The sequence below is a fragment of the Streptomyces sp. NPDC006309 genome, assembly GCF_040613095.1.
Lineage (GTDB): Bacteria > Actinomycetota > Actinomycetes > Streptomycetales > Streptomycetaceae > Streptomyces.
The window spans coordinates 19,653-44,265 of the sequence record NZ_JBEXRO010000037.1 but is presented as its reverse complement, the minus strand read 5'-3'; the positions used below and the strand labels follow the sequence as shown (position 1 = coordinate 44,265).

Below are 24,613 nucleotides of genomic sequence, written 5' to 3'. Positions count from 1 at the left end.
CCCGACGGCATGACGCCCGAACTCCGCGACCCCCTGCGCTCCATGGGCGAACTGTCCGAGGCACTGGTGGGCGGCGAGACGGACGGACGGTTGTCCGTCGCACCACCAGAAGGGGTGAACGGTCGTGACTTTCGCGTGCGGGTCGCGTTACGTCACGCTAAGGAAGCCCCCGTGCGATCACCGAGTGGTCCTCGGTGATCACCGCTGATCACCGGGGAGCAGCCGCGCGGGCCGGCGCTACGCCGCCGCCGGTTCGCGCCGGGCCGCGCGGCGCCGGGCCGCGAGTTCGGGGTCGAGGGCGGGTACGGCGGCCAGGAGCTGCCTGGTGTACGACTCGCGCGGGGTGTCGTACACCTCGTCGGCGGGCCCGTACTCGATGAGCCGGCCGCGCCGCATCACCGCGACCCGGTCGCTCACCTGGCGGACCACGGCGAGGTCGTGCGCGATGAAGACCAGGGCGAGCCCCAGTTCCCGCTGGAGTTCGCCGAGGAGGGCGACCACCTGGGCCTGCGTGGTGACGTCCAGCGCGGAGACCGGTTCGTCGCAGACGATGACGCGCGGCTCGGCGGCGAGCGCCCGGGCGATGCCGATGCGCTGGCGCTGTCCGCCGCTGAACTCGTGCGGGTAGCGGTCGTAGTGCGCCCCTTCGAGGCCCACGCGCTCCAGGAGTTCCGTCACCCGCCCCCGGATGCGCGCCTCGTCCCTCCCCCGGTCTCGGCCGCCCGTCCCGCGCGCGCGGAGCGGATCGGCGATCGACTCGCCCACGCTGCGGCGGGGGTTGAGGGAGGAGACGGGGTCCTGGAAAACCATCTGGACGGACGGGTTCACGCCGGTGTGCGGCCGTCCTCCGTAGCGGATCGTGCCGGCTGTCGGCTCCAGCAGCCCGACGAGCATGCGGCCGAGCGTGGTCTTGCCGCTCCCGCTCTCGCCGACGACGCCGAGGGTCTCCCCGCGGCGCACGGTCAGCGAGACGTCGTCGACGGCCGCGAATGCGCCCTTGCCGCGCCCGAACTCGCGCCGCACGCCGGTGGCTTCCAGCACGACCTCGTCGGTGGCCGGGGAGCCGGTCCGGCGGGCGTCCAGGCGCGGGACGGCGTCGAGGAGCGCGCGGGTGTACGCCTCGGCGGGTGCCGCGAGGACCGCCCCGACGGGTCCGTGCTCGACCGCCCTGCCGTGCCGCATGACGAGGACGTCGTCCACGCTCTCGGCGGCGACGCCGACGTCGTGGGTGACGAGCAGCAGACCCATGCCGGTCTCCTCGCGCAGCGTGTGCAGCAGGTCGAGGATCTGGGCCTGGACGGTGACATCGAGTGCGGTGGTCGGCTCGTCGGCGATGAGCAGGCTCGGCTCACAGGCGAGGGCCATGGCGATGAGGGCACGCTGGCGCATGCCGCCGCTGAACTCGTGCGGGCGGGACCGGGACCGGCGGACCGCGTCCGGGATGCCCACCCGGTCCAGCACCTCCACGGCCCGCGCGCGTGCGGCGCGGCGCGGCACGCGCGCGTGGACGCGGTACACCTCGGCGATCTGGTCGCCGATGGCGTAGTACGGGTCGAGCGAGGACAGCGGGTCCTGGAAGACCATGGCGGCCTTGGCGCCGCGCAGCCGACGCAGCTCCTCGTCGGAGCCGGCCTGTACGTCGGTGCCGGCCACCCGGACCGAGCCGCCGACGCGGGCCCCGGTGTCCCGGTGCAGGCCCAGCAGGGCGCCCGCGACCGTGGACTTGCCGGAGCCCGATTCGCCGACGAGAGCCAGGGCGGCACCCTCGGCCAGGCTGAAGGAGAGCCCGTCGACGGCTCGCAGGGAGCCGAAGTCCACGGTCAGGTCCCTGACGTCCACCAGGCTCATGCGAGCACCACCCGTCGGTCGGCCACCGCGTAGAGCACGTCCGCGACGGCATTGGCGAGGATCACGAAGAAGCCGGTGACCAGCACCATGCCGACGACCACCGGCAGGTCGACGACCTTCACCGCGTGCACCAGCTCCTGGCCGATGCCCGGCAGGCCGAAGAGGGTCTCGGTGAGGACGGCGCCGCCGACGGCGGAGCCGAAGGTGACCGCGTTGAGCGCGATGACGGACGCCGTCGCCCCGCGCAGCGCGTGCCGGGTGATCACCGCCCGCTCGCTCACGCCGTAGGCGCGGAACGTGCGGATGTGGTCCTCGGCCAGCGTCTCCAGCATCGACGCCCGGGTCAGCCGGGCGAAGTTGGCCGCCTCGACGAGGGCGAGGGAGAACCAGGGCAGCAGCAGGTTCCAGGCCCACTGTTCGGGGTCGTCGGTGAAGTGCACGTACTGCGGGAAGGGCAGCAGTTGCAGCTCGCCGCAGACGACGATCATCAGGACGAGGCCGATGACGAAGACGGGGGTGGCCGTGCCCGCCAGGGTGACCGCGGTCAGGACGCGCTCGGAGAACCGGCCGCGCCGCCAGGCGGACAGCACACCGGTGCCGACGCCGAGCAGCAGCCAGATCACCATCGCCCCCGACACGAGGGAGAAGCTCACGGGCAGCTTGGTCAGGATGATGTCGGTGACCTGCTGGTCGGTCTGGTACGACTGGCCGAGGCAGGGCGCCGGGCAGTGCTCCACGGAGGTGCCGGTGGAGAAGTCCTGGCCCGCGAGGAGTCCTTGCAGGAAGTGCCAGTAGCGCACGTACAGCGGGTCGTCGAGGTGGAGTTGTCCGGCGACCTGGTGGACCTGGGCCGGGGAGCAGCGCGGGCCGCAGGTGATCTGGGCGACGTTGCCGGGGGTGACGTAGAAGACGACGTAGATGATCACCGAGAGCACGAACAGGGTGATCAGTGCGCCGACGACCCGGCGCAGGACGAAGCCGGCGAAGCCGTTCACGCGCGCCCCTCCTTCTTCGCTGCGGGAGCCGGTACAGCGTCCGGAGCGGGGTCGGGTACGGCGGTGCCCACACCGGTGCCCGGTACGGTGCCCGGCGCGGTCGTCTGCGCGCGGGCCTCCCGCTTGCGGCCGGTGCCGACGCGCAGGCGCGAGGCCGCGCGCGGGTCGAGGGCCACGCGGACGCCGTCGCCGAGGACGGTCATCCCGAACACGGTGACGAACAGGGCGAGGGCCGGCAGCAGCAGGTACTGCGGGGCCGCCTGGTACCAGACGTCGGCGGAGGTGAGCATCTGCCCCCAGGACGGCGTGGGCGGCTTCACGCCGACGCCGAGGAAGGACAGGGCCGCCTCGGCGCTGATGTTCTGCGGGACCAGCAGCGCGGCGTACGTGATGACGGGTGCGGCGAGGCCCGGGAGGAGTTCGCGTACGGCGGTCCGCCCGATGCTCCAGCCGCTGAGCCGGGACGCGGCGACGTAGTCGAGGTTCTTCAGGGCGAGCGTCTGCGCGCGCACCGTCTTCGCCGTGGTGCTCCAGCCGGAGACCAGGGCGATGATCAGCGCGACGAGGACGGGCCGCGGGAAGCCGCTGGGCACGACGGCCAGCAGCGCGAGCGCCATGACCATCAGCGGCAGCGAGAGGAAGATGTCGGTGACGTGGCTCAGGACCGCGTCGACCCGGCGGTTGCCGAGCCCGGCGGCCACGCCCATGGCGACGCCGAGGGCCAATTGCACCACCGTGGCGCCCAGCGACACGCCGAGCGACACCCGCGCCCCGTACACGAGCCGGGCGAACATGTCGCGTCCGGTCTGCGGTTCGACGCCCAGCCAGTGGCCGGCGCCGGCGCCGCCGAAGGAGCCCAGGGGCACGCCTCCGCGCGCGGAGTCGATCAGCGAGGGGTGGTACGTGGTGGGGTCCTGGCCCTCCAGGGCGGTGAGCAGGGGCGCGGCGAGCGCCACCAGGACGAGCAGCGCGACGACGGCCGCGGCGACCAGGGCGGCGCGCTGCGCCCGCAGCCGCCGCCAGAACTGATGGGCCCCCGGGACCGCCGGGACGGAGGTGTCCGTCCCGGCGGCACCGACGGCGGCAAGTGCCTCGCTCACGGTGCTACTTCACCGCGACCTGGGAGATGTCCAGGACGCCGGTCCAGTCGCTGATGACGATGTTCTTGACGTCCGAGCCGTACAGACGCTTGTAGACCGGGTGGAACAGCGGCACGATGAGGGCCTTCCCGCCGATCTTCTTGTCCAGAGCGCCCCACCGCGCGGCGGCGGCGGTGAGGTCGGTCAGCTTGTTGATCCGGTCGATCTCGTCATTGACCGACTTGTCGTCCAGCAGCCCCGTGTTGAAGTTCGCTCCGTCCTCGACGATCTGCCGACCGTCGAAGATCGGGGCGAGGAACGGCCCGCCGGAGGGCCAGTCGGCACCCCAGTGGGCGAGGAAGAACCCGGGCTCGGTCTTCACGCTGTGGATCTTGTCCCGGTAGTCGTTGTCCTCCAGACCCTGCAACCTGACCGTGATGCCGGCCTTCTTGAGCGCGTCCTGGAGGGCGGTGGCGATCTCCGGGCTGGTCTCGAAGTCCTTGTTGTTGGAGTGGGTCAGGGTGACCGTGAGTCCGTTCTTGTGACCCGCCTGCGCGAGCAGCTGCCTGGCCTTGGCCGGATTGCCGGTCCGGCCGGCCGGGAACGGGTCGTACGGCGTGTAGCCGAAGGACTTCTGGTTCGGCAGGAAGGTGGTGGCGGGCTCGGCGAGGGCGCTGCCGCCGGCCGCGTTGACCACCGAAGACCGGTCGATGGCGTACGAGATCGCCTGGCGCACCCTGGGGTCGTCGAACGGCTTCACCCGCGGGTTGAACGCGATGTAGTCCGTGTAACCGAAGTGGCCGGTGCCCACGCGCGCGGCCAGCTTCTTGTCGCCGGTCACCTTGGCGAGTTCGGCCGGGCCGAGGTTGGTGTCGGTGGTGACGGCGGCGGAGTCCGTCCCCTGGGACGCGGACAGGCGCTGGTTGATCACCGAGGAGTCGAGGCCGGAGCGGACGTCGATCCGGTCCGGGTAGGCCTTGCGCTCGGGGTCCGTCGCCGCCGACCAGTGGGTGTTGCGCGCCAGGACGAGGTGCTCGCCGTCGTTCTCGTTGCGGACCACCTTGTAGGGGCCGGAGGAGACGGGGTGCGACTCGTACTTGGTGCCCGTGTCCTTGCCCTTGGGCACGGGGGTGAACTGCGTCTGTGTGGCGAGGTACGGGAACTCGCCCTCGGGCTTGTTCAGGTGGAAGACGATGGTCCGGGAGTCCGGCGTCGCGATCGCGGACAGGCCCTTCTTGTCCTTGTACGGGCCCTGGTAGCCGGAGGCGCCGACGAGCCAGTCGCGCAGATAGGGGGCTCCGCCGGAGAGTTCGGGGGCGAAGGAGCGCTCGACGCCGTACTTGATGTCGGCCGAGGTGATCGGCGTGCCGTCCTCGTAGCGCAGGCCCTTCTTCAGGGTGTACGTCCACACGGTCGCGTCCTTGTTGGGGCGCCCGGTGTCGGTGGCGAGGTCCGGGACGACCTTGGCGCCGGCCGCGCCGTTCTCACGGTTGCGCGTGGTCAGCGTGCGGAAGACGAGCGAGGGGACGTTTCCGCCGCCGGAGGTGTACAGGCGCGCGGGGTCGAAGTCGCTCTGCGGCTGGGAGTTCAGAACCGTGAGCGTGCCGCCCTTGTGGGGCGTGGAGTCGCCGCCGGAGCCCTTGGCATCGCTGTCCTTCGGGCCGCAGGCGGCGGCGCCCGCTGCCACGACCAGGCTGACGGATGCCGCTGCCACGCGGCGCGCTATGACGGACGGTTGATGCATCGGAATGACGACCTCTCGGGAACTGATCGAGGATTTCTCGAAGAGTGAGACATACGGACGAGGAATGAGACGGCTGCGGACAGTCGTCGGCCCCGGCGCCGGGTCGTCGAAACGTCCGTGACACGGTCACGGTCACGGACGAAAGGGGGGAGAAGAGTCGCGACGCGAGCGCCCGGGGAGGCGGCGTCAGCGACAGTCGATGTCGGCCACGCAGAGCGCGGTCACGCCGATCAGCGCCAGCTCGATGGCGGCGCTGTGAGAGACGGCATGACGGGACCACATGGGCAGAAATATGAACGAACTTGCGACTCATGTCAATGTGACATAAGTGAGTGGAGTCAACTCCTGGGATAAGGCCACGGGTTGGGCCGGCAGTGGATCCCGTCGTGGTCCAGGAACTTGGTCTGCTGCTGCATGACCGGCGCCAACTCGTTGTTCTTCTGGCAGCTCACGTGCCCGTGTCCGAGCCGGTGGCCGACTTCGTGGTTGATCAGCATCTGCCGGTACGCGTGGATGGCGGAACTGCCGTACGTCCGGCTTCCCTGAGCCCAGCGGTACGCGTTGATCATCACTCGTTCGGTGGCGGCCGAGTCGCAGGAGACGTTGTCCTCCGTGGTGTCCAGGCCGGACTTGGCGCACCAGGTGGCGGTGGTGCCGGGGCTGGCCAGCGTGATCACGAAGTCGGGCTTGCCGGACGACACGCGCTCGAAGGTACGGGCACCGCCGTGGGCCCAGCTGCGGTCGTCGTTCAGGGTCTTCTGCACGGCCTCGGCGAACAGCTCGCCGTCCAGCCCCAGTCCCCGCTCCACGTCCACTCGGTACCGGTATTTCCGGCCGGCACCGGGCGCCTTGGCGGAGCCGGGCACGGCGTCGAACTTCCCGGGGCCCTTCTGCTCGGCGCCGAGCGGGTACGTCCGGTTCATCTTCTGGTCGTACGACAGCGCAGTCAGGTCCGGCGCGGTGGACGGCGCGGGCGCGCCGGACGCGTTCGCCCCGGCGGCCCGCCCGGCGGCAGGGGACTTCACGCCGCCGTCTTCCCGGCCCCTGGTGACCTGCCCGGCGACGACGACCGCGAGCACGGTGGTGACGGCCGCCGCCGCGATGCCGGTGAAGGCCCGTCCCCTGTTCCCGCCGCGCTGGGCGGGCACCACGACGCCGTCGCCCGTGGGGGAGACGGCCTGCGGCTCGTCGGCCGGGTGCCGCGGGCCCGTACGGCGGGTCCGTCCCGCGCGTGCGGCGGAGCCGCCGTCGTCCTCCGCGTCCCCGGTGGCGCCGGCCTGTCTCTCGAAGGCCTGGAGGTACTCCTGCCGGGGCCCGGAGCCGCGTCCCGGGCCGTCCGGTCCCGCCTGCCGCTGCCGCGGCAGCATCACGCCGGGCCCGCCGGGCCCGCCGGCACCGGCCGCCCGGCCCCCGAACTCGCCCCAGCCACCCCCGGCTTCCCGCTGCTCGGGGTGCCCGCCCCGCGCGGACGCGCCCTCCCTCGACCGGGGCACACCGCCCGCGGTGGTGCCGTCGGGCAGCAGGGGCACGCCCTGCGCCGCGGCGCCGTCCCGGAGTCGCGGCGTCCCCTGCGCCGGGGTGCCGCGCTCCTCACCACCGTCCGCCCGTCCCGGCACGCCCTGCGCGGAAGCGGCGTCCGGACGCCGGAGCACAGCGCGCGCGGGCGTGCCGTCGGGCGGACCGGACGCATCCCGTGCGGGCGTTCCGGCCCAGGGGTGCGACGCATCGCCCCGACGGCCGTCCGGCTGTACGTTCCGACGGCCGCCGACAGACGCGTCCGGCTGCGCACTCCGCCGGTCGTCGGAGTGCCCGTCCCGGCGGTCGTCGGAGCGCCCGTCCCGCCGGCCGTCGGAGTGCTCGCCCCGGGGGTCGCCGGAGTCAGGGGTCCGCCGGTCGTCGAAGTGCTCACCCCGCCGGCCGTCGGTGTCCGGGGCCCGCCGGTCGCCGGAGTATCCGTCCCGCCGGTCGCCAGAGTCAGGGGCCCGCCGGTCATCGGAGCGCACGTCCCGGCGGTCGTCGGAGTATCCGTCCCGCCGGTCGACGGAGTGCTCGCCCCGGGGGTCGCCGGAGTCAGGGGTCCGCCGGTCGCCGAAGTGCTCACCCCGCCGGTCGTCGGCGTCCGGGGCCCGCCGGTCGCCGGAGTATCCGTCCCGCCGGTCGCCAGAGTCAGGGGCCCGCCGGTCATCGGAGCGCACGTCCCGCCGGTCGCCGGAGTCAGAGGCCCGCCGGTCGCCGGAGGACACTTCCCAGCGGCCGTCGCTGTATCCGTCCCGGCGGTCGTCGGAGTACCCGTCCCGCCGGTCGTCGGAGTCAGGGACCCGCCGGCCGCCGGAGTATCCGCCCCGCCGATCGTCGGAGCGCCCGTCCCGCCGATCGTCGGAGTCAGGGACCCACCGGCCGTCGGAGTGCTCGTCCCGGCGGTCGCCGGAGTCAGAGGCCCGCCGGCCGTCGGAGCGCTCGTCCCGGCGGTCGCCGGCGTCCGGGGCCCGCCGGCCGTCGGGACCTGCGTCCCCGCCGTCGCCGGGGACACGGTCCCGGCGGTCGTTGCGCCGGGGCTCCGGCCGGGCGGCTATGTCCGCGGACTCGTCCCTCGGGACCGGTCCTCGGCGGCTGTGGCGTCCCACCCTGCCCCTCAGCTCCTCGCGTCCACGGCGGCAGTACCGCCGCCGTCGGTGTTTCCCGCGTCGCCGGTGTCGCCGCGCGGGGCCGGGCCGGCGGCCCCGGCGGACGTGCCCGAGTCCGCCAGGAGGTCACGGAAGGCGCCGGCGACGATGTCCGGGTACTCCATCATCGCGACATGGCCGGCGTCGGGCAGGGTCAGCAGACGCGAGTCGCGGAAGGCACGGGCGGCCTTTCGGGCCATGCGGAAGCCGACCAGCTGGTCCCGGGCGCCGTAGACCAGCAGCGTGGGGGCGAGCACCCGCTCGGCCTGCCGCCACAGCCCGTGCTGCCCGCTGAGCGTGTAGGCGTTGACGATCCCCCGCGCGGAGCGAGCCATCGCGTCCCAGAAGTACGGCAGCCGCTGCCGCCGCTCCAGCTCCTCGACGGCCTGCTGGAACGCCTCGGGCCCGACCCGCCCGGGGTCGCCGTAGCAGAGCGCCATGACGCCGCGCACCCGCTGCTCGGCCGTCCACTCCTGGGTGAGCCGGGTGAAGAGGGCGGCGACGCCGGGCACGCCGAGGAGTCCCGTCGGCACCGCCGAGCGCTGCACACGCAGCTCGGGCAGGGCGGGCGAGACGAGGGTGAGCGTGCGGACGAGGTCGGGCCGTACGGCGGCCACGCGCGTGGCGACCGCGCCGCCGAGCGAGTTGCCGAAGAGGTGGACCGGGCCGCGGCCGGCCGCGTCGAGGTGGCGGATCACCGCGCGCGCGTGCCCGGTGACGGAGTAGTCGCCGTCGTCCGGGGGCGGGGAGTCGCCGAAGCCCGGCAGGTCCACCGCCTCGCTGTCGACGACACCGTCCAGCTCGGCCATGAGGGACGACCAGTTCTGCGAGGAACCGCCGAGCCCGTGGACGTACAGCGCGGGTGCCAGGCCTTGGCGCGTGGCGGGCCGGGAACGGACCGTCAGGGTGACGCCGGGCAGGCACACGGACCGCAGCCGCTCGCCCTCGCCGACCCGGACGGGCGCCACCCTCGGAAGCACACTGGCGGCCGATACGGTCGGCGACTCGGTCGAAGACATGCGGCAATGTTACGAGGTGATCACGTCCGGATCCGTGTGTTCGCCGTCACAGCGTGAACCACGGGCGGCCGGAGAACCGGACAGCGGGCCGGCCTGATGGCATGGCGTCCCCATCAGGTGTCTCCTAGGCTCGTACAGAGGGCACCCTCGTGTGGCCCCTGCATTTTCCAGGGACGTTCGTAGGAAGGGAGCCCACCATGGCCTATGACCCCACCGAACCCGACGCGGTCGACGACCTGGAGGCCGACGCCGGGCCGGAGATCGATGTCGAGGCGCCCGACGCGGACGCCGTCGAGCAGCACGCCCCCGTCAGGCCGGACCGCGACGACCCGCTGACGGCGCTCGACCCGGACCGTGCGAACGAGGCCGATCTGGTCGAACAGGCGCGCGTGGTCACACTCGACGAGGACGACTACCGCTGACCTCACGGGAGCCGCCGGGCCGCTCCGGGGGTGCCGCACGGCTTTCGCCGTCGTCCGGTACGTGAAATTCTGCGCTCGCACCGCGCACACCAGGGTTACCGAAAAGTACGATGGCCGCGCGGCCGACACCGCATGTGGACGACTTTGGGAGGCGGCGTGACAGCCATCGAGCAAACTGAGGCGGTACGCCCGCGTGGCACCCGTCTGCCGCGCCGCGCCCGGCGGAACCAGTTGCTGGGCGCCGCCCAGGAGGTTTTCGTCGCGCAGGGGTACCACGCGGCGGCGATGGACGACATCGCCGAGCGGGCCGGCGTGAGCAAGCCGGTGCTCTACCAGCACTTCCCCGGCAAGCTGGACCTCTACCTCGCCCTGCTGGACCAGCACTGCGAGTCGCTGATCCAGTCCGTGCGCGGCGCGCTGGCGTCGACGAGCGACAACAAGCAGCGCGTACGGGCGACCATGGACGCCTACTTCGCGTACGTGGAGGACGACGGCGGCGCGTTCCGGCTGGTCTTCGAGTCGGACCTGACGAACGAGCCCGCGGTGCGCGAGCGCGTCGACAAGGTCACCAACGAGTGCGCCGAGGCCATCTGCGACGTCATCGCCGAGGACACGGGTCTCTCGCGCGCGGAGTCGATGCTCCTCGCCTCCGGCCTCGGCGGGCTCGCCCAGGTGGTGGCCCGGTCCTGGCTGCACAGCGACCGCAGCGTCCCGCGCGACCAGGCGGTGCAGCTGCTGGCCTCGCTGGCCTGGCGGGGCATCGCCGGTTTCCCGCTGCACGGCACCGATCACCACTGACACCACTGCCCAGCACTGCTCCGCTGACGCCGGTCGGTTCCCGTCCGGTGTTCGCTCCTGGCGTTCCGGCCCGGAGCGTGTACGTCCCCTCACCGGGCTAATGTGTGCTGGGTACGGCGCGGAAGATCGCGCAATCACTGACCGTCGGAGGGACATAGCCGTGGAGGTCAAGATCGGCGTGCAGCACGCGCCCCGCGAGATCGTTCTGGAGAGCGGTCAGAGCGTCGAGGAGGTCGAGCGCCTCGTGAGCGACGCGCTGTCCGGGAAGACGCAGCTGCTGAGCCTCCAGGACGAGAAGGGCCGCAAGGTCCTGGTGCCGACGGAACGTCTGGCTTACGTAGAGATCGGCGAGCCCACCGTGCGCAAGGTGGGATTCGGCACGCTGTAGGGCCGAAGTCGTGAGAAGGGCCCGGCGGCCGTGTGCACACCCGCCGGGCCCTTCTCCGTGGGACGCGCACAGAGGGGGCACACGTCCGCCACAGCCGATGATTGCCGTCCGCAGGTCAGGGGTATGACGGGCTACGACCGTCGAGCCAGACCGGCCGTGGGAGGGACCCCCGACATGATCCTGGAAGTACTCGGCTCCGCCGCACTCGGTCTGATCCTCGCCTGGGCGGCGGTCCACCGCCTCGCCCACCGGCTGCCCAACCGCCCGCTGGTGTACTCGACGGGCGTGGCCGGCGCCCTTTTCGGCGACTTCGTGACCCACACCGCCCTGGGCCCGGGCACCGGCCCGCTCAGCCTCCTGGGCGCCGCGATCATCGCGGTGGCGTCGCTGTCCCTGCTGCTGCGCCCCGCGGGCCGCCTCGGCCGGCGCTCGGCACCGGCGTGAGGAAGGCCGCGCGGCCGAGCCGGCAGGGGCGCGGAGCCGCGCGGACGACCACACCGCACGCGCGGCCACGGGACGGCGGGCACCACGCGTCCACGGAGTGCTAGGCGGCCAGTCCCAGCGCGGCCATCCGCTTCGTGTGGGCCTCCGTGATCCGCGAGAACATCCGCCCGACCTCGGCGAGGTCGAACCCGTCGGCCACCCCGCCCACGAGCATCGTGGACAGCGCGTCCCGGTCGGCGACGACCCGCTGGGACTGCGACAGCGCCTCCCCCATCAGCCGCCGTGCCCACAGCGCCAGCCGTCCGCCGACGCGCGGGTCGGCGTCGATGGCGGCGCGCACCTTCTCCACCGCGAACCCGGCGTGCCCGGTGTCGTCGAGGACGGCGAGCACGAGTTCACGGGTGTCGGAGTCGAGCCGGGCCGCGACCTCGCGGTAGAAGTCACTCGCGATCGAGTCGCCGACATATGCCTTGACCAGGCCCTCCAGCCAGTCCGACGGCGCGGTCTGGCGGTGGAAGCCGTCCAGCGCGGCGACGAACGGGTCCATGGCGGCCGTCGGCTCCTCGCCGACCTCGGTCAGCCGGTTGCGCAGCCGCTCGAAGTGGTGGAACTCGGCCGAGGCCATCTTCGCCAGCTCCGCCTTGTCCGCGAGGGTCGGCGCCAGTTTGGCGTCCTCCGCGAGGCGTTCGAACGCCGCCAGCTCTCCGTACGCGAGGGCGCCGAGCAGGTCCACGACCGCGGCGCGGTACTGGGGGTCGGCGGACGCCTGCGCCCAGTCCTGGGCGGCGACACCGGTGGGCCCGGCGGGTGCGGCGGACGCGTTCTCAGGCTTGTCAGGGCTAGTCATGAGGCGCACAATAACCCGCTCGTCGCGGCACTCGAGCCCTGGTCGATCACGGTGGCCACAACTACGTGACCGAATCGGCCATCGCATGTGCGGCAATCCGGGGTATGGTGGTAATGCGCCTGCTGAGTGCGTCGACGGTTCTCGACGTGTCCCGACAGGCTGCACGCATGAGGATGCCCGGTCGGTGGCCCGATCGGCTCCGACCCGACAGCCCTCCCTGGCCGTACGGCAGTGATCGTACGACGACAGGAGGGACACCCTCAGCGGTACGAGCGCTAGAGCGTCGGCAGAGGTCCCGTGCCTTACGGCTTGCCCGAGTGGTTCGCCCGTACGGCAGCCGACGTCCCCGGCACGGTCAGACATGACCCCCGCGCTCGCCTCGCACCGCGCACACAGAAGAGGCATAACCCTGACTACGACCTTCCGAGATCTCGGAATCCTTCCCGAGACCGCCGAGGCCCTCGAAGCCGTCGGTATCATCACCCCCTTCCCCATCCAGGAGATGACGCTCCCCGTAGCCCTGACCGGCACGGACGTCATCGGCCAGGCCAAGACGGGCACCGGCAAGACGCTGGGCTTCGGTCTGCCGCTCCTCGATCGCGTCACCGTCCCCGCCGACGTGGAGGCCGGACGCGCCACCCCCGACGCCCTCACCGACGCGCCCCAGGCCCTCGTCGTCGTCCCCACGCGCGAGCTGTGCACGCAGGTCACCAACGACCTGCTGACGGCCGGCAAGGTCCGCAACGTGCGCGTCCTGGCGATCTACGGCGGCCGGGCGTACGAGCCGCAGGTCGAGGCCCTGAAGAAGGGCGTCGACGTCATCGTCGGCACCCCGGGCCGGCTGCTGGACCTCGCGGGCCAGAAGAAGCTCGACCTGGGCCACATCAAGAGCCTGGTCCTGGACGAGGCCGACGAGATGCTCGACCTGGGCTTCCTGCCCGACGTCGAGAAGATCATCAAGCTGCTGCCGGCCAAGCGCCAGACCATGCTGTTCTCCGCGACCATGCCCGGCGCGGTCATCGGCCTCGCTCGCCGCTACATGAAGCAGCCCACGCACATCCGCGCCACCTCGCCGGACGACGAGGGCGTGACGGTCGCGAACATCAAGCAGTTCGTCTACCGCGCGCACTCCATGGACAAGCCGGAGATGATCGCCCGCATCCTCCAGGCCGATGGCCGCGGACTGGCGATGATCTTCTGTCGTACGAAGCGCACGGCCGCCGACATCGCCGAGCAGCTCCAGCGCCGCGGGTTCGCCTCCGGCGCGGTCCACGGCGACCTCGGCCAGGGCGCGCGCGAGCAGGCCCTGCGGGCCTTCCGCAACGGCAAGGTCGACGTGCTCGTCTGCACCGACGTGGCCGCGCGCGGCATCGACGTCGAGGGCGTGACCCACGTCATCAACTACCAGTCCCCCGAGGACGAGAAGACGTACCTGCACCGCGTCGGCCGCACGGGCCGCGCGGGCGCCAAGGGTACGGCGATCACGTTCGTCGACTGGGACGACATCCCGCGCTGGCAGCTCATCAACAAGGCGCTGGAGCTGGACTTCAACGACCCGGTGGAGACGTACTCCAGCTCCCCGCACCTGTTCGCGGAGCTCGGCATCCCCGCGGGCACGAAGGGCACCCTGCCGCGCTCGGAGCAGACCCGTGCCGGTCTGGGAGCCGAGGTCCTGGAGGACCTCGGCGAGACCGGCGGGCGGGGCGCGCGCGGCCGCGGCCGTCCCGACCGCGGTGGCAGTACCGACCGCCCCGACCGCGGTGGCCGTGCCGAGTCGGCCCCGGCCCCGGCCGAGCGCGAGCGTCCGGCCCGTACGCCGCGCCGTCGCCGCCGCACGCGCAACGGCGCACCGCTGGACACCGCCCAGGGCGCCCCGAGCACCCCGGTGACCGAGCCCACGTCCACGGCCGCACCCGCGGCCACGGCCGGGCCCGCGGAGGAGATCCCGGCGGGAGCCCGTACCCCGCGCCGCCGTCGCCGTACCCGCGGCGGAGCGGCGCCGGAGCCGGTGGCGTCCACCGCGGCGTCCGCGTCGGCCGCCGAGGCCGCTGACGTGACCGGCATCGCCGATGTCGTCGCCGAGACGGTGGCCGCGGCGGAAGGCACCGCCGTCCTGGACAGCTCGGCCACGGACAAGCCGCGCCGCCGCCGCACCCGCAAGTCGGCGACGACGGACGCGGTGACGTCCGAGTCGGTGACCGAGCCGGCACCGGTGACCGCCGACGCGGCCGCGCCGGTGACCGAGCCCGTGGTCGCCGTCGGCCCGGTGGCGGAGCCGACGCCCGAGGCCGCTCCGACCGCGGAGACCAAGCCGCGCCGCCGCACCCGCAAGACGGCCGAGCCGGCCGCCGCGACGGAGCCGACGCAGGCCACCGCGGAGCCCGTCGAGGCGAAGCCCCGCCGGACCCGCAAGAGCGCGGTCGCCGCCGAGGCATCCGCCGACCCGGCCGTCGAGGCCGCCGAAGCCAAGCCCCGCCGCACCCGCAAGACCGCGGTCGCTGCGGAGACCGTGGCGGAGACGGCCGAGGCCACCGAGGAGGCCAAGCCGCGCCGCCGTACCCGCAAGGCCGCGGAGCCGGTCGTCACGCCGGACGCCCCTGAGGCCGAGGCCACCGCCCCGAAGGCCCGCCGCACCCGCAAGGCCGCGGCTGCCGCCGAGGGCGCCGTCGACACCGCCGAAGCCACCGAGGCCAAGCCGCGCCGGACCCGCAAGACCGCCGCAGCCGCCCCGGAAGCACCCCAGGCCGAAACCGAGGCCGAGCCCAAGCCGCGCCGCACCCGCAAGACGGCAGCCACCGCCGCCGACGCGAGCGCCGACACGGCCGAAGCCACCGCCCCCAAGGCCCGCCGCACCCGCAAGGCCGCGGCTGCCGCCGAGGGCGCCGTCGACACCGCCGAAGCCACCGAGGCCAAGCCGCGCCGGACCCGCAAGACCGCCGCAGCCGCCCCGGAAGCACCCCAGGCCGAAACCGAGGCCGAGCCCAAGCCGCGCCGCACCCGCAAGACGGCAGCCACCACCGCCGACGCGAGCGCCGACACGGCCGAGGCCACCGCCCCCAAGGCCCGCCGCACCCGCAAGGCCGTTGCCGAGGCGGCCGCTCCGGAGATTCCGGCGCAGGCCACCGAGGAGCCGGGGGGCAAGCCGCGCCGGACCCGCAAGACCGCGGCGTCCACTGCCGAGGCGGCCGGGGAGAGCGCCGGTACGACGCCCAAGCCGCGCCGGACCCGCAAGGCCACGGCGTCCGTGGAGGCCCCCGAGGCCTGACCCGGGCGCCGCGTCCCCAGCGGCAGCGTCAGCCGGTCCGATGGCCGGGTTCACCATGGTGGACCCGGCCATCGGCGTTCCCGCCCACACGCCGGGCCCACTGCCCCACCCCGCCGGCGTTCCGCATAACCTCTCCCCATGAGCAGGCCTCCCTCCTTCGTGCCGCCTCCCGGGGCACGCGCGTACTCGCTTCGCACGGCTCGTGGTGACTTCGCCGTGGTGGACGCGCCCGTGGCCGGCGGCGTCGAGCCCAGGGGCGTGGCGCTGCTGCTGCCGGGGTTCACCGGCAGCAAGGAGGACTTCAACCCGCTGCACGTGCCGCTCGCCGCGCGCGGGTACCGGACCGTCGCCGTGGACGGGCGGGGCCAGTTCGAGTCGGACGGCCCCGGGACGGACGAGTCCGCCTACGCGCAGGAGGAGTTGGCGCGGGACGTGCTGGCGCAGGCGGAGGCGATCGGCGGCCCGGTGCATCTGCTGGGGCACTCCCTCGGCGGCCAGATCGCGCGCGCGGCCGTTCTGCTCGACCACACGCCCTTCCTGTCGCTCACCCTGATGGCCTCCGGCCCGGCGCAGATCTCGGCCGCCCAGCAGGACCGGGTGAAGCTGCTGCGGGACGCGCTGGCCGTGCTGGGCATGCCGGAGGTGTGGCAGGCGATCCAGGGGATGGAAGCTCCGGAGGAGACCGGGACGCCCTCGCTCGACGACGGGCTGGACGACCGTGACGACCTGCGGCGCCGCTGGCTGGGCACCAAACCGGCCCAGTTGCTCGCCACCGGCCGCCAGTTGTGCACGGAACCGGACCGGGTCGCGGAACTCGCGGCCGTCGGGCTGCCGTTCCACGTCCTGTCGGGTTCGCGGGACGACACCTGGCCGCTGCCGCTGCTCGACGACATGGCGGTGCGGCTGGGGGCCCGACGCACGGTCGTCGAGGGCGCCGAGCACTCCCCCAACACCGACCGTCCGCTGGAGACGGCCCGCGCGATCGCCGGTTTCTGGGACGGCACCGCGAGCGCGCGCCGGCCGCGGTAGGACCCGCGCGCTCCGGTGGCGGTGGGGCCGCGCGGGGTCAGTACTGTCCCTGGAGGTGGTCCCAGAAGCCGTCCCGCAGGGCGCGGCGGAGGTCGGCCTGGCCGCGCATGGAGTACTGGAGCAGTGCCTCGGCCTCGACCAGCAGGTCCTGGTCGACGGAGCCCGGCAGGTAGGGATGGCCGGGGAACAGTTCGACCAGTGCTTCGCGGCCCCGGGAGACGAGCCACTTGGCCGCGATCTGGGCGCCGACGAAGCGGACGTCCTCGCGGGTGGGGCGGTTGCCGGCGGTGGCGTCGTAGGCGGCGGCCGTGCGCCGGGAGACGTACGGCTTGAAGAACTCCAGGTCGAACGTGCGCTGGCTGTCGACCTCCCAGAGCAGCGGCTCGGCCTGGTTGCGTCCTTCGGGGGCCTCGATGCCCCACAGGTGCACGCGGGCGCCGTAGCCCTGGGCCGCCTCGACCGCCGAGACCAGGTCCTCGTCGCCGCCGAGGAGGGCCGCGTCGCTGATCGCGCGGTGCCGGGCCAGTGACTCCAGGTCCGTGCGGATCAGGGAGTCGACGCCCTTCTGCTGGTTGTTGGCGTTGAGGTTGCCGAGCCGGATCTTGACGTCGGGCAGTTCGGCGATGGTCTGCTGCTCGGCGGTGTGGATGCGGCGGCGGGCGCCGTCGTACCAGTACACGCGCAGCAGCCGGCTGTCCGCGAAGATCGTGCGGGCCTTGTCGATCAGCGCGTCGATCAGGCCCTCGGCGTCCACGTCGAAGGCCCGGCGGTCCTCGGTGCCGGCGACCAGCCGGCCGGCGGCGGCGTAGAGATAGCCGGCGTCCACGAAGATCGCGTGGGTGGAGGGTGTCTTGGCCACTTCGGCGAGCATGCGTTCCAGCAGCTCGTTCGTGCGGTTGATGCGGGCGCCGAGGGCAGCCAGGTCGTCGTTCATCGCCACCCATTGTCCCGGTGGTCACGCTGCGAACACAACCGGTCCCGGTCGGTCCCACGAGTGCCGCTTACCGGTCAGTAATTAGTTGTTCGAAAAATTTCTTTAGCGTAGGGAATGTTTGTAACACGGAGCACGTTGACTCTGCATGAGACCGGATACACGCCCGGTGCTCTCAAGTAGTTCTCCGCAGGAGGATGACCAGACGAAGGGAGAAGCCCATGCGCTTCGAAATCAGGCGTCTCGACGAGGTCGACGGCACCACCGTGGACAGCACCGTCGTGGATGCCGCCTCCGTCAACCGGATCGTGCAGCAGGCCGCCGCCATCGGGCAGCGCCTCTGGATCCGCCCGGCCGGGACCCAGGCCTCGTAGCCCGGGCGCCGGCGTCCGCCAGGATCGGCGGGCGTTCGCCACTCAAGCTTTCCGGGGGAGCCGAGCCGACGACGGCTCAGCTCCCCCGGATCACCTGAGTGACCCCGTTGATGATCTGCTGCACGGCGATCGCGGACAGCATCATGCCGGCGAGCCGCGTCACGAGGACCACACCGCCGTCCTTGATGACCCGGATGATCAGCAGCGAGTAACGCATCACCAGCCACAGCACGACGTGGATCGCGAGGATCGCGGACCACACCGAGACCTGCGTGGCCACACTGCCGGCCTTCTGCACGGCCAGGATCACGGACACGATGGCACCGGGCCCCGCCAGCAGCGGCATGCCCAGCGGTACGAGCGCGACGTTCACGTCCTTGGTCTGCTTCGGCTCGTCGGTCTTGCCGGTGAGCAGGTCGAGCGCGATCAGCAGGAGCAGCAGCCCGCCCGCGATCATCAGCGCGGGGACGGAGACGTGCAGGTAGTTCAGGATCTGATGGCCGAGGACGCCGAAGACGGCGATGACCCCGCCCGCCACGCAGACGGCCTGGAAGGCCATCCGCTTCTGCACCTTGGCCGGCCGGCCGGCGGTCAGGGCGAGGAAGATCGGAGTGATCCCAGGGGGATCCATGATGACAAAAAGGGTCAGGAACAGGGAGCCGAAGACGGCGATGTCGAACATGGGGGAAGTACAGGCCTTGCCGGAAGAGGAAGTACGGGCGTGAGGTGCTGCGGGCCGGCCCTCGGGGCCGTCAGGCTCCGCCGGTGCCCGGCACCGGGAAGGCGCCCGTCGCCCGCCGGGTGATCTCCCCGTACACCTCGGGGTCGGTCGTGTACGCGCCGAGCGTCACGGTCTTGCGGCTGCCGTGGTAGTCCGAGGAACCCGTGACCAGCAGTCCCAGGTCCTTGGCGAGGCCCCGCAGCCGGACCCGGGTGTCCGGGTCGTGGTCCATGTGGTCGACCTCGAGGCCGTCCAGACCGGCCTCGGCCAGCTCCGCGATGCGGGCCTCCGGCACGGTACGGCCGCGCTTGGCGGCGGCCGGGTGCGCGAACACGCAGACCCCGCCCGCGGCCTTGACCAGCCGGATCGCCTCGAACGGGTCGGTCTCGTGCTTCGCCACGAACGCCCGCCCGCCGTCGGCCAGCCACTCCTCGGTGAACGCGTCGCTCACCGTCGGTACGACTCCCAGCTCGACGAGCGCGGACGCCACGTGCGGACGGCCCACCGAGCCGCCGGCGGCTATCCGCTCGACGTGTTCCCAGGTGACCGGCACGCCCAGCGCGTTCAGCTTGGCGACCATGCCCTGCGCGCGCGGTACCCGGTCGTCCCGGACCAGCTCGCGCTCGGCGAGCAGGGCGGGCTCCTCGGGGTCGAAGAGGTAGGCCAGCAGGTGCATCGAGACGCCGTCGACCCGGCAGGACAGCTCGGCGCCGGTGACCAGGGTGAGCCCCTCGGGCAGCGCGGCGATCGCCTCGCCGTACCCACGCGTGGTGTCGTGATCGGTCAGCGCGACGACGTCGAGGCCGGCCGCGGCGGCGCCCCGCACCAGCTCGGCCGGCGTGTCCGTACCGTCGGAGGCCGTGGAGTGGCAGTGCAGATCGATGCGCACGACGACTCCAGGCAGGGGACGGAAGGGAACGGGACGCCTAAGGATACCGGGGTTTCCGAGCCCACCTGTCACACCCGCAGACCCCCCGCGCCCCCTACGGCATTCCCTTCGGGGACGCTGCGCCGACTCCGTGCGGGGCGCGAGCCGCGCGACCGGCCCGCCCCGGACCCGCGGCCGCCCTCGACCGGAAACCCGCCCGGACCGGCGGACGCTACGGCTGGAGCAAGCGCGGCGACAACGCTCCGCACGGCACCAGGTCGATCTCCGCCCCCGCGTCCCGCAGATCGGTCAGCACCAGTTCGTCGTACATGAGCAGGCCCGACTGCTCGGGCCACATCACCGCCCACAGCCACATCCCGAGCGCCTCGCCGGCGAAGACGGCACGGTCGTCCGGGGTGCGGAAGACATGCCAGAGGGGGGTGGGGCGGCCCGCCGCCAGGACCTTGGCCTGGGGCGGCTTCTCCACGTTCATGTACGACCCCGGGTCCGGGCCGTCGATGCCCGCGTAGCGCGCGCCGAGGCCGACGCCGAGCTCCTCGGCGATCAGGATCATCTCGCCCGGGCCGCCGAGCGGGCCGGGGCCGGAACAGGCCACGGCGGTCGCACGGCCGCCGCTGCGGTCGTCCCCGGCATAGGTGACGCCGGTGAACAGCCATCCGACCGGCAGCGGCCACGGCATCCAGACCGGCACCTGGGTGCGGTGCACCACGACGTTGAGCGCCTCGACGCTGGGCGGGATCACGGGCTGTAGCGGATGGACCGTGCCGTGCACGTCGCACTGCCACGAATCGGCGAAGAGGCCGGGAGCCCTGACCCGGCCACCACACCTCGGGCAACTGGGTTCGCCCCTCATAGGGCTCCACGGTCCTACCCCTGCCCGCCCGCGTCAAGGACGATCACCCGTCCGGACGGAAGTGCCGGCCGGAGCCCGGCCGGGACGACATAGATGCAGCTTGCATTAATTAGATGCGCTAACTTACTATGTGTATATACCAACCACCTGCGCCCGAGAACGGGAGAAGCACATGGACCCCTTCGACGCGGGAGCCGGCGGCCTACTGCGGCAGCCCAAGGCGGTCTGGGCCACGGCCGGCGCCTCGGTCGTCGCCTTCATGGGCATCGGCCTCGTCGACCCGATCCTGCCCTCCATCGCCCAGGGCCTGCACGCCACCGCCGGCCAGGTGTCCCTGCTCTTCACCTCGTACTTCCTGATCACGGCCGTCGCGATGCTGCTGACCGGCTTCGTCTCCAGCCGCATCGGCGGCCGGAAGACCCTGCTGCTCGGCCTGGCACTCGTGATCGTCTTCGCGGGCCTCGCCGGCACCTCGGACACCGTCGGCCAGCTCGTCGGGTACCGGGCCGGCTGGGGCCTCGGCAACGCGCTCTTCGTCTCCACCGCCCTCGCGGTCATCGTCGGCGCGGCGGCGGGCGGCAGCGCGGCGGCGATCCTGCTGTACGAGTCCGCGCTCGGCCTCGGCATGGCCTGCGGACCGCTGCTCGGCGCGGTCCTCGGCAACCTCAGCTGGCGCTACCCCTTCTTCGGCACGGCCACGCTGATGGCGGTCGGCTTCCTGTGCATCACCGCGTTCCTGAAGGAGCAGCCCCGGCCGGCCCGCAAGACGTCGGTCCTGGACCCGCTCAGGGCGCTCGGCCACGGCGGCCTGGCCTCGGCGGCGGTCTCGGCGTTCTTCTACAACTACACGTTCTTCACGGTGCTGGCCTTCACGCCGTTCGTGCTGAACATGACGCCGTACCGCTCGGGCGCGGTGTTCTTCGCCTGGGGCGTGCTGCTCGCCGTCTTCTCGGTGATCGTCGCCCCGCGCATGCAGGCACGGTTCGGCTCACTCAGGGTGCTCGGCGGCTCGCTGGTGCTGCTCGCCGCGGACGTCCTCGTGCTCGGCTACGGCAGCCACACCGCGGCCGTCGTCTGCACCGTCCTGTCCGGCGCCTTCATCGGCGTGAACAACACCGTCTACACCGAACTGGCCCTCGGGGTGTCGGACGCGCCACGCCCGGTGGCGAGCGCGGGCTACAACTTCGTGCGCTGGTTCGCCGCCGCCGCGGCGCCCTATTTCGCGCCGAAGATCGAGGAGTGGAGCGACGTCCACACGCCGTTCACCGTCGCGGCGGTCACCGCGGTGCTGGGCGCGCTCGTGGTCGTCGTACGGCGCCGGGCGCTCACCCACGAGGCCGCGGAACTGGTGCCGGAACACGCCACCGAGGACGGCGTCACCGTCTTCGCCGACTGACCGGATCCGCCCTTGCGCCGGCGGCACCGGCGCACGCGGCGTCAGTCGAGCGGGACGGACCGGCGGACGGGATCCCTCAGGTCCGCCCCGTGCGTGAGCCAGCGCTCCTGAAGGGCCTGGGCGCCGTGCACCCTCTTCCAGGCGGCTTCGTTCGGGGTCATCGGCAGCAGCGGCAGGAACCGTACGGGATCCATCGGGGCGTCCAGCTCCAGGTCCTCGACCAGCCCGCCGGACTCGCCCACCAGCACCGAGGTGAAGGGGGCGCCGGGCCACAGCGGCCCGCCCACGTCCAGCGAGGCGCCCGGCGCCACCACCAGCCCCTCCACCTGGGGGGAGGCCGCCAGCACGGCGAGCGGGCGGAGCACCTTGTCCGTGTCGGCGCGGCCCGCGCGGACGGACAGGACCAGCTCGGCGCGGGGCCCCGCGACCGGGTCGGCGAGCACCGCCGTGGGATCCGTCATGGGGTGCGCGGACATGCCGCAGGTGGCGTACCGGACGACGTCCCCCTCGCGGAAGCGGAGCACCTCGATGCGGTCCGTGCCGAGGAAGGTGACCGCGGCCCGGGCGTCCGGCTCGCCCAGCGCGCTGCTCAACCGGGCCTCGACGAGAGGAAGAACGTCAGCCATGTGCCGAGCATAGAACTCGTCAGCTGCGGGCAAAGCGGCGCCTTGACAGTACGGGCGGCTGGTACTCTGAGCCGGTGGTTCGGGGCAGCACGCCGTCAGGGGTGTCCCCAGGCCCTCCAGGCGCCGGCGGACTCGCTGTCGAGTCCCGGCGCCGTTGAGACTCCCTTACGAGGGACCGGCCGGAGGAGGTGGGGCTGTCATGGATCGAAGTCGACCGTGCAGTACCACTCGCTCTTCCGGCTGCTGATCTTATTACCGGCTGGCCGTCGCCTTCCCTGTCGCGTCGTCGTTCGGAAGAGCACTTCGTCTCGCTTTGCCTGATCTGTCTGACCTGAAATCAGTTCTGCATCAGTAGCGAAGCCGCCACCGCGACGGTGCGGTGCTCCCCGCTTTGTGGACGTGCCAAACATCCGCAGTCAGGACGTCCCCATTCCGGGTAGTTCCACCCGTCGCCGCGCGCTTTCGCTGCCCGCCTGCGAAGGAGCCCGCCCATGTCGATGATCCGCGACCTGCGCGCCGTGGTCCGCCCGTCGTCCCGTGTCTCGCTGCGCAAGGACGCGGGCACCTCGTACGACACCACGCGCGACCCGGGCACGCCCTCGGCCGTGGTCGACTGCGCGGTCTACCGCGACGGTGCCCGGGTGCCGACCCCCACGCCGCTGACCCCGCACGAGGCGATGCGGCTGGTGCGCCGTGACGGCGGCTTCGTCTGGATCGGCCTGCACGAGCCGACCGAGGCCGAATTCGCGGGTATCGCGGGCGAGTTCGGGCTGCACCCGCTGGCCGTCGAGGACGCCGTGCAGGCCCACCAGCGGCCCAAGCTGGAGCGGTACGACGACTCACTGTTCACCGTCTTCAAGACCATCCACTACGTGGAGCACGACCGGCTCACCGCCAACAGCGAGGTCGTCGAGACCGGCGAGGTCATGTGCTTCACCGGCCGGGACTTCTTCATCACCGTCCGGCACGGCGGCCAGGGCTCCCTGCGGGCCCTGCGGCACCGGCTCCAGGACGACCCCGAGCTGCTCGCCAAAGGCCCCTCGGCCGTGCTGCACGCCATCGCCGACCATGTCGTGGACGGTTACATCGCCGTCGCCGACGCGGTGCAGGACGACATCGACGAGGTCGAGACCGAGGTCTTCTCACCGGGCCGCAAGGGCGGCGTCTCGCGCGGTGTGGACTCGGCGCGGATCTACCAACTCAAGCGCGAGGTGCTGGAGTTCAAGCGGGCGGTGGCGCCGCTGCTGCGGCCGATGCAGCTGCTGAGCGAACGGCCCATGCGGCTGATCGACCCCGACATCCAGAAGTACTTCCGGGACGTCGCCGACCACCTGGCCCGGGTCCAGGAGCAGGTCATGGGCTTCGACGAACTGCTCAACTCCATCCTCCAGGCCAACCTCGCCCAGGCGTCCGTCGCGCAGAACGAGGACATGCGCAAGATCACCGCGTGGGCGGCCATCATCGCCGTACCGACGATGGTGTGCGGCGTCTACGGCATGAACTTCGACCACATGCCAGAGCTGCACTGGAAGTACGGCTACCCGGTGATCATGGGCGTCACGGTCGTCCTGTGTCTGGGCATCCACCGCACGTTGAAGCGCAACGGCTGGCTGTGAGCGGGGCCGGGCGGCCTGGATAGGCTGGGGCGCATGACTAGTGAGCTGCTCGACCGGGCCCTCATCGAGGAGGCCGTGAAGAAGTCCGGCCTCGTCTGGGTCAGGGGCGCCGGTGCGCCGGCCGCGCGAGCGCTGTGGCATGTGTGGCACGAGGGCGCGGTGTGCCTGGTCGGCGACGGGCCCGGTGAGCAGCCGCTGGAGGCGCTGGCCGACGGCGGCTCCGCCGAGGTGACCGTGCGCAGCAAGGACAAGGGCGGCCGGCTCGTGACGTTCCCGGCGGCCGTGACCGAACTGGCGTCCGGGTCCCCGGAGTGGGAGGCGGCCGTCGCCGAGCTGAAGGGCAAGCGGCTGAACGCCGCCGACGGCGAGCGGATGCCGGCCCGCTGGGCCCGCGAATGCCGGGTGCTGCGCCTGGTGCCGGCGGGGGCCGGGGAGCCGTTGCCCTCCGGCAGCCTGGCGGAACGTCCGGTCCCGACCCCGGCGACGACCCGCAGACCGGTCCCGGCGGCCCTGCCGAAGCTGCTGTTCAAGCGACGGAAGAGGAAGTGAGGCACGGGCGGCGGCCCGTGCGCACCACGAGCCGGGCCTGGTCCGGCACCGCGGGTCCGTGCGGCCGGCGCCACGCCGGGGGCCGTTCTCGTGGATCAGGCCGGATCCGGCCGGCCG

Annotated in this window: 23 protein-coding genes; 10 read left to right on the top strand and 13 right to left on the bottom strand. The window is 72.6% G+C overall.

The annotated features are described in order from the left end of the window. Positions 1–237 precede the first annotated feature (237 nt). From ABZ117_RS31955 to ABZ117_RS31925, 7 genes are all read right to left on the bottom strand, one after another. Positions 238–1,848 carry an ABC transporter ATP-binding protein gene (locus tag ABZ117_RS31955; protein WP_356825873.1) on the bottom strand — a complete coding sequence of 537 codons (1,611 nt, stop codon included), beginning with the start codon at positions 1,846–1,848 and terminating at the stop codon, positions 238–240. Beyond that, positions 1,845–2,843: an ABC transporter permease gene (locus ABZ117_RS31950; RefSeq protein WP_356825871.1), complete on the bottom strand. Its 999-nt coding sequence runs from the start codon at positions 2,841–2,843 to the stop codon at positions 1,845–1,847. The genes ABZ117_RS31955 and ABZ117_RS31950 overlap by 4 nt, the downstream gene beginning before the upstream one ends. Then, positions 2,840–3,943, bottom strand: a complete 1,104-nt coding sequence (locus ABZ117_RS31945; protein ID WP_356825869.1) for an ABC transporter permease — start codon at positions 3,941–3,943, stop codon at positions 2,840–2,842. Before ABZ117_RS31945 ends, ABZ117_RS31950 begins: the two co-directional genes overlap by 4 nt. 4 nt (positions 3,944–3,947) lie before the next feature. Then, positions 3,948–5,666 carry an ABC transporter substrate-binding protein gene (locus ABZ117_RS31940; RefSeq protein ID WP_356825867.1) on the bottom strand — a complete coding sequence of 573 codons (1,719 nt, stop codon included), beginning with the start codon at positions 5,664–5,666 and terminating at the stop codon, positions 3,948–3,950. Between the two features lie 186 nt (positions 5,667–5,852). Beyond that, entirely contained in the window at positions 5,853–5,948 is a 96-nt protein-coding gene (locus ABZ117_RS31935) for an Ms4533A family Cys-rich leader peptide (protein WP_356825865.1), read from the bottom strand. Between the two features lie 56 nt (positions 5,949–6,004). Next, complete coding sequence (locus tag ABZ117_RS31930; protein ID WP_356825863.1) at positions 6,005–7,282, bottom strand: DUF3152 domain-containing protein; 1,278 nt, start codon at positions 7,280–7,282, stop codon at positions 6,005–6,007. Between the two features lie 1,016 nt (positions 7,283–8,298). After that, entirely contained in the window at positions 8,299–9,348 is a 1,050-nt protein-coding gene (locus tag ABZ117_RS31925) for an alpha/beta hydrolase (protein ID WP_356825861.1), read from the bottom strand. Positions 9,349–9,545: 197 nt separating this feature from the next. Between ABZ117_RS31925 and ABZ117_RS31920 the strand changes: the two genes are divergently transcribed. The 4 genes from ABZ117_RS31920 (at position 9,546) to ABZ117_RS31905 (ending at position 11,400) form a co-directional block, all read left to right on the top strand. Next, the gene (locus ABZ117_RS31920) at positions 9,546–9,770 is read left to right on the top strand and encodes a hypothetical protein (RefSeq protein ID WP_356825859.1); all 225 of its coding nucleotides are present in this window, start codon (positions 9,546–9,548) and stop codon (positions 9,768–9,770) included. Positions 9,771–9,926: 156 nt separating this feature from the next. Further along, positions 9,927–10,568 (top strand): TetR/AcrR family transcriptional regulator, encoded by a 642-nt coding sequence (locus ABZ117_RS31915; RefSeq protein WP_356825857.1) that lies wholly within the window; start codon positions 9,927–9,929, stop codon positions 10,566–10,568. A 160-nt stretch (positions 10,569–10,728) separates the two neighbouring features. Further along, the gene (locus ABZ117_RS31910; protein WP_353602052.1) at positions 10,729–10,956 is read left to right on the top strand and encodes a DUF3107 domain-containing protein; all 228 of its coding nucleotides are present in this window, start codon (positions 10,729–10,731) and stop codon (positions 10,954–10,956) included. 174 nt (positions 10,957–11,130) lie between these two features. Continuing rightward, entirely contained in the window at positions 11,131–11,400 is a 270-nt protein-coding gene (locus ABZ117_RS31905; RefSeq protein WP_356825855.1) for a hypothetical protein, read from the top strand. A gap of 100 nt (positions 11,401–11,500) precedes the next feature. Here the strand turns inward: ABZ117_RS31905 and ABZ117_RS31900 are convergent, their stop codons facing one another. Next, positions 11,501–12,247 carry a ferritin-like fold-containing protein gene (locus ABZ117_RS31900; RefSeq protein WP_356825853.1) on the bottom strand — a complete coding sequence of 249 codons (747 nt, stop codon included), beginning with the start codon at positions 12,245–12,247 and terminating at the stop codon, positions 11,501–11,503. 502 nt (positions 12,248–12,749) lie between these two features. Between ABZ117_RS31900 and ABZ117_RS31895 the strand changes: the two genes are divergently transcribed. Together ABZ117_RS31895 and ABZ117_RS31890 are read left to right on the top strand one after the other, a co-directional pair. Continuing rightward, a complete protein-coding gene (locus tag ABZ117_RS31895) occupies positions 12,750–15,512 on the top strand; it encodes a DEAD/DEAH box helicase (protein ID WP_356825851.1) in 2,763 nt (920 codons plus the stop codon). Between the two features lie 138 nt (positions 15,513–15,650). Beyond that, the gene (locus ABZ117_RS31890; RefSeq protein WP_356825849.1) at positions 15,651–16,541 is read left to right on the top strand and encodes an alpha/beta hydrolase; all 891 of its coding nucleotides are present in this window, start codon (positions 15,651–15,653) and stop codon (positions 16,539–16,541) included. 37 nt (positions 16,542–16,578) lie between these two features. Here the strand turns inward: ABZ117_RS31890 and ABZ117_RS31885 are convergent, their stop codons facing one another. Then, entirely contained in the window at positions 16,579–17,475 is an 897-nt protein-coding gene (locus ABZ117_RS31885) for an NYN domain-containing protein (RefSeq protein ID WP_356825847.1), read from the bottom strand. 218 nt (positions 17,476–17,693) lie between these two features. Here ABZ117_RS31885 and ABZ117_RS31880 point away from each other — a divergent pair, with 218 nt between their 5' ends. Further along, a complete protein-coding gene (locus ABZ117_RS31880) occupies positions 17,694–17,846 on the top strand; it encodes a hypothetical protein (RefSeq protein WP_356825845.1) in 153 nt (50 codons plus the stop codon). A 76-nt stretch (positions 17,847–17,922) separates the two neighbouring features. Here ABZ117_RS31880 and ABZ117_RS31875 read toward each other — a convergent pair whose 3' ends face one another. The 3 genes from ABZ117_RS31875 to ABZ117_RS31865 form a co-directional block, all read right to left on the bottom strand. Next, a complete protein-coding gene (locus tag ABZ117_RS31875; RefSeq protein WP_356825843.1) occupies positions 17,923–18,528 on the bottom strand; it encodes a MarC family protein in 606 nt (201 codons plus the stop codon). Positions 18,529–18,598: 70 nt separating this feature from the next. Continuing rightward, complete coding sequence (locus ABZ117_RS31870) at positions 18,599–19,456, bottom strand: PHP domain-containing protein (protein ID WP_356825841.1); 858 nt, start codon at positions 19,454–19,456, stop codon at positions 18,599–18,601. Positions 19,457–19,667: 211 nt separating this feature from the next. Continuing rightward, positions 19,668–20,309: a DUF6758 family protein gene (locus tag ABZ117_RS31865; protein ID WP_356825839.1), complete on the bottom strand. Its 642-nt coding sequence runs from the start codon at positions 20,307–20,309 to the stop codon at positions 19,668–19,670. Between the two features lie 172 nt (positions 20,310–20,481). Here ABZ117_RS31865 and ABZ117_RS31860 point away from each other — a divergent pair, with 172 nt between their 5' ends. Beyond that, positions 20,482–21,705, top strand: coding sequence for an MFS transporter (locus ABZ117_RS31860; protein WP_356825837.1), 1,224 nt, complete (start codon positions 20,482–20,484; stop codon positions 21,703–21,705). Between the two features lie 41 nt (positions 21,706–21,746). Here ABZ117_RS31860 and ABZ117_RS31855 read toward each other — a convergent pair whose 3' ends face one another. Next, complete coding sequence (locus tag ABZ117_RS31855; RefSeq protein WP_356825835.1) at positions 21,747–22,331, bottom strand: suppressor of fused domain protein; 585 nt, start codon at positions 22,329–22,331, stop codon at positions 21,747–21,749. A gap of 491 nt (positions 22,332–22,822) precedes the next feature. Here ABZ117_RS31855 and ABZ117_RS31850 point away from each other — a divergent pair, with 491 nt between their 5' ends. Beyond that, positions 22,823–23,947 (top strand): magnesium and cobalt transport protein CorA, encoded by a 1,125-nt coding sequence (locus ABZ117_RS31850; RefSeq protein WP_356825833.1) that lies wholly within the window; start codon positions 22,823–22,825, stop codon positions 23,945–23,947. Positions 23,948–23,980: 33 nt separating this feature from the next. Continuing rightward, on the top strand, positions 23,981–24,496 hold the full coding sequence (locus ABZ117_RS31845; RefSeq protein ID WP_356825831.1) for a hypothetical protein: 516 nt from the start codon (positions 23,981–23,983) through the stop codon (positions 24,494–24,496). The last annotated feature ends 117 nt before the right edge of the window (positions 24,497–24,613 follow it).

Bases quoted from the DNA above. Each gene is read 5' to 3' on its own strand.
- ABZ117_RS31925 (WP_356825861.1), bottom strand. From the start codon at position 9,348: ATGTCTTCGACCGAGTCGCCGACCGTATCGGCCGCCAGTGTGCTTCCG.
- ABZ117_RS31940 (WP_356825867.1), bottom strand. From the start codon at position 5,666: ATGCATCAACCGTCCGTCATAGCGCGCCGCGTGGCAGCGGCATCCGTC.
- ABZ117_RS31880 (WP_356825845.1), top strand. From the start codon at position 17,694: ATGCGCTTCGAAATCAGGCGTCTCGACGAGGTCGACGGCACCACCGTG.
- ABZ117_RS31850 (WP_356825833.1), top strand. From the start codon at position 22,823: ATGTCGATGATCCGCGACCTGCGCGCCGTGGTCCGCCCGTCGTCCCGT.
- ABZ117_RS31905 (WP_356825855.1), top strand. From the start codon at position 11,131: ATGATCCTGGAAGTACTCGGCTCCGCCGCACTCGGTCTGATCCTCGCC.
- ABZ117_RS31845 (WP_356825831.1), top strand. From the start codon at position 23,981: ATGACTAGTGAGCTGCTCGACCGGGCCCTCATCGAGGAGGCCGTGAAG.
- ABZ117_RS31875 (WP_356825843.1), bottom strand. From the start codon at position 18,528: ATGTTCGACATCGCCGTCTTCGGCTCCCTGTTCCTGACCCTTTTTGTC.
- ABZ117_RS31935 (WP_356825865.1), bottom strand. From the start codon at position 5,948: ATGTGGTCCCGTCATGCCGTCTCTCACAGCGCCGCCATCGAGCTGGCG.
- ABZ117_RS31885 (WP_356825847.1), bottom strand. From the start codon at position 17,475: ATGAACGACGACCTGGCTGCCCTCGGCGCCCGCATCAACCGCACGAAC.
- ABZ117_RS31920 (WP_356825859.1), top strand. From the start codon at position 9,546: ATGGCCTATGACCCCACCGAACCCGACGCGGTCGACGACCTGGAGGCC.
- ABZ117_RS31900 (WP_356825853.1), bottom strand. From the start codon at position 12,247: ATGACTAGCCCTGACAAGCCTGAGAACGCGTCCGCCGCACCCGCCGGG.
- ABZ117_RS31865 (WP_356825839.1), bottom strand. From the start codon at position 20,309: ATGAGGGGCGAACCCAGTTGCCCGAGGTGTGGTGGCCGGGTCAGGGCT.
- ABZ117_RS31860 (WP_356825837.1), top strand. From the start codon at position 20,482: ATGGACCCCTTCGACGCGGGAGCCGGCGGCCTACTGCGGCAGCCCAAG.
- ABZ117_RS31855 (WP_356825835.1), bottom strand. From the start codon at position 22,331: ATGGCTGACGTTCTTCCTCTCGTCGAGGCCCGGTTGAGCAGCGCGCTG.
- ABZ117_RS31895 (WP_356825851.1), top strand. From the start codon at position 12,750: ATGACGCTCCCCGTAGCCCTGACCGGCACGGACGTCATCGGCCAGGCC.
- ABZ117_RS31955 (WP_356825873.1), bottom strand. From the start codon at position 1,848: ATGAGCCTGGTGGACGTCAGGGACCTGACCGTGGACTTCGGCTCCCTG.
- ABZ117_RS31890 (WP_356825849.1), top strand. From the start codon at position 15,651: ATGAGCAGGCCTCCCTCCTTCGTGCCGCCTCCCGGGGCACGCGCGTAC.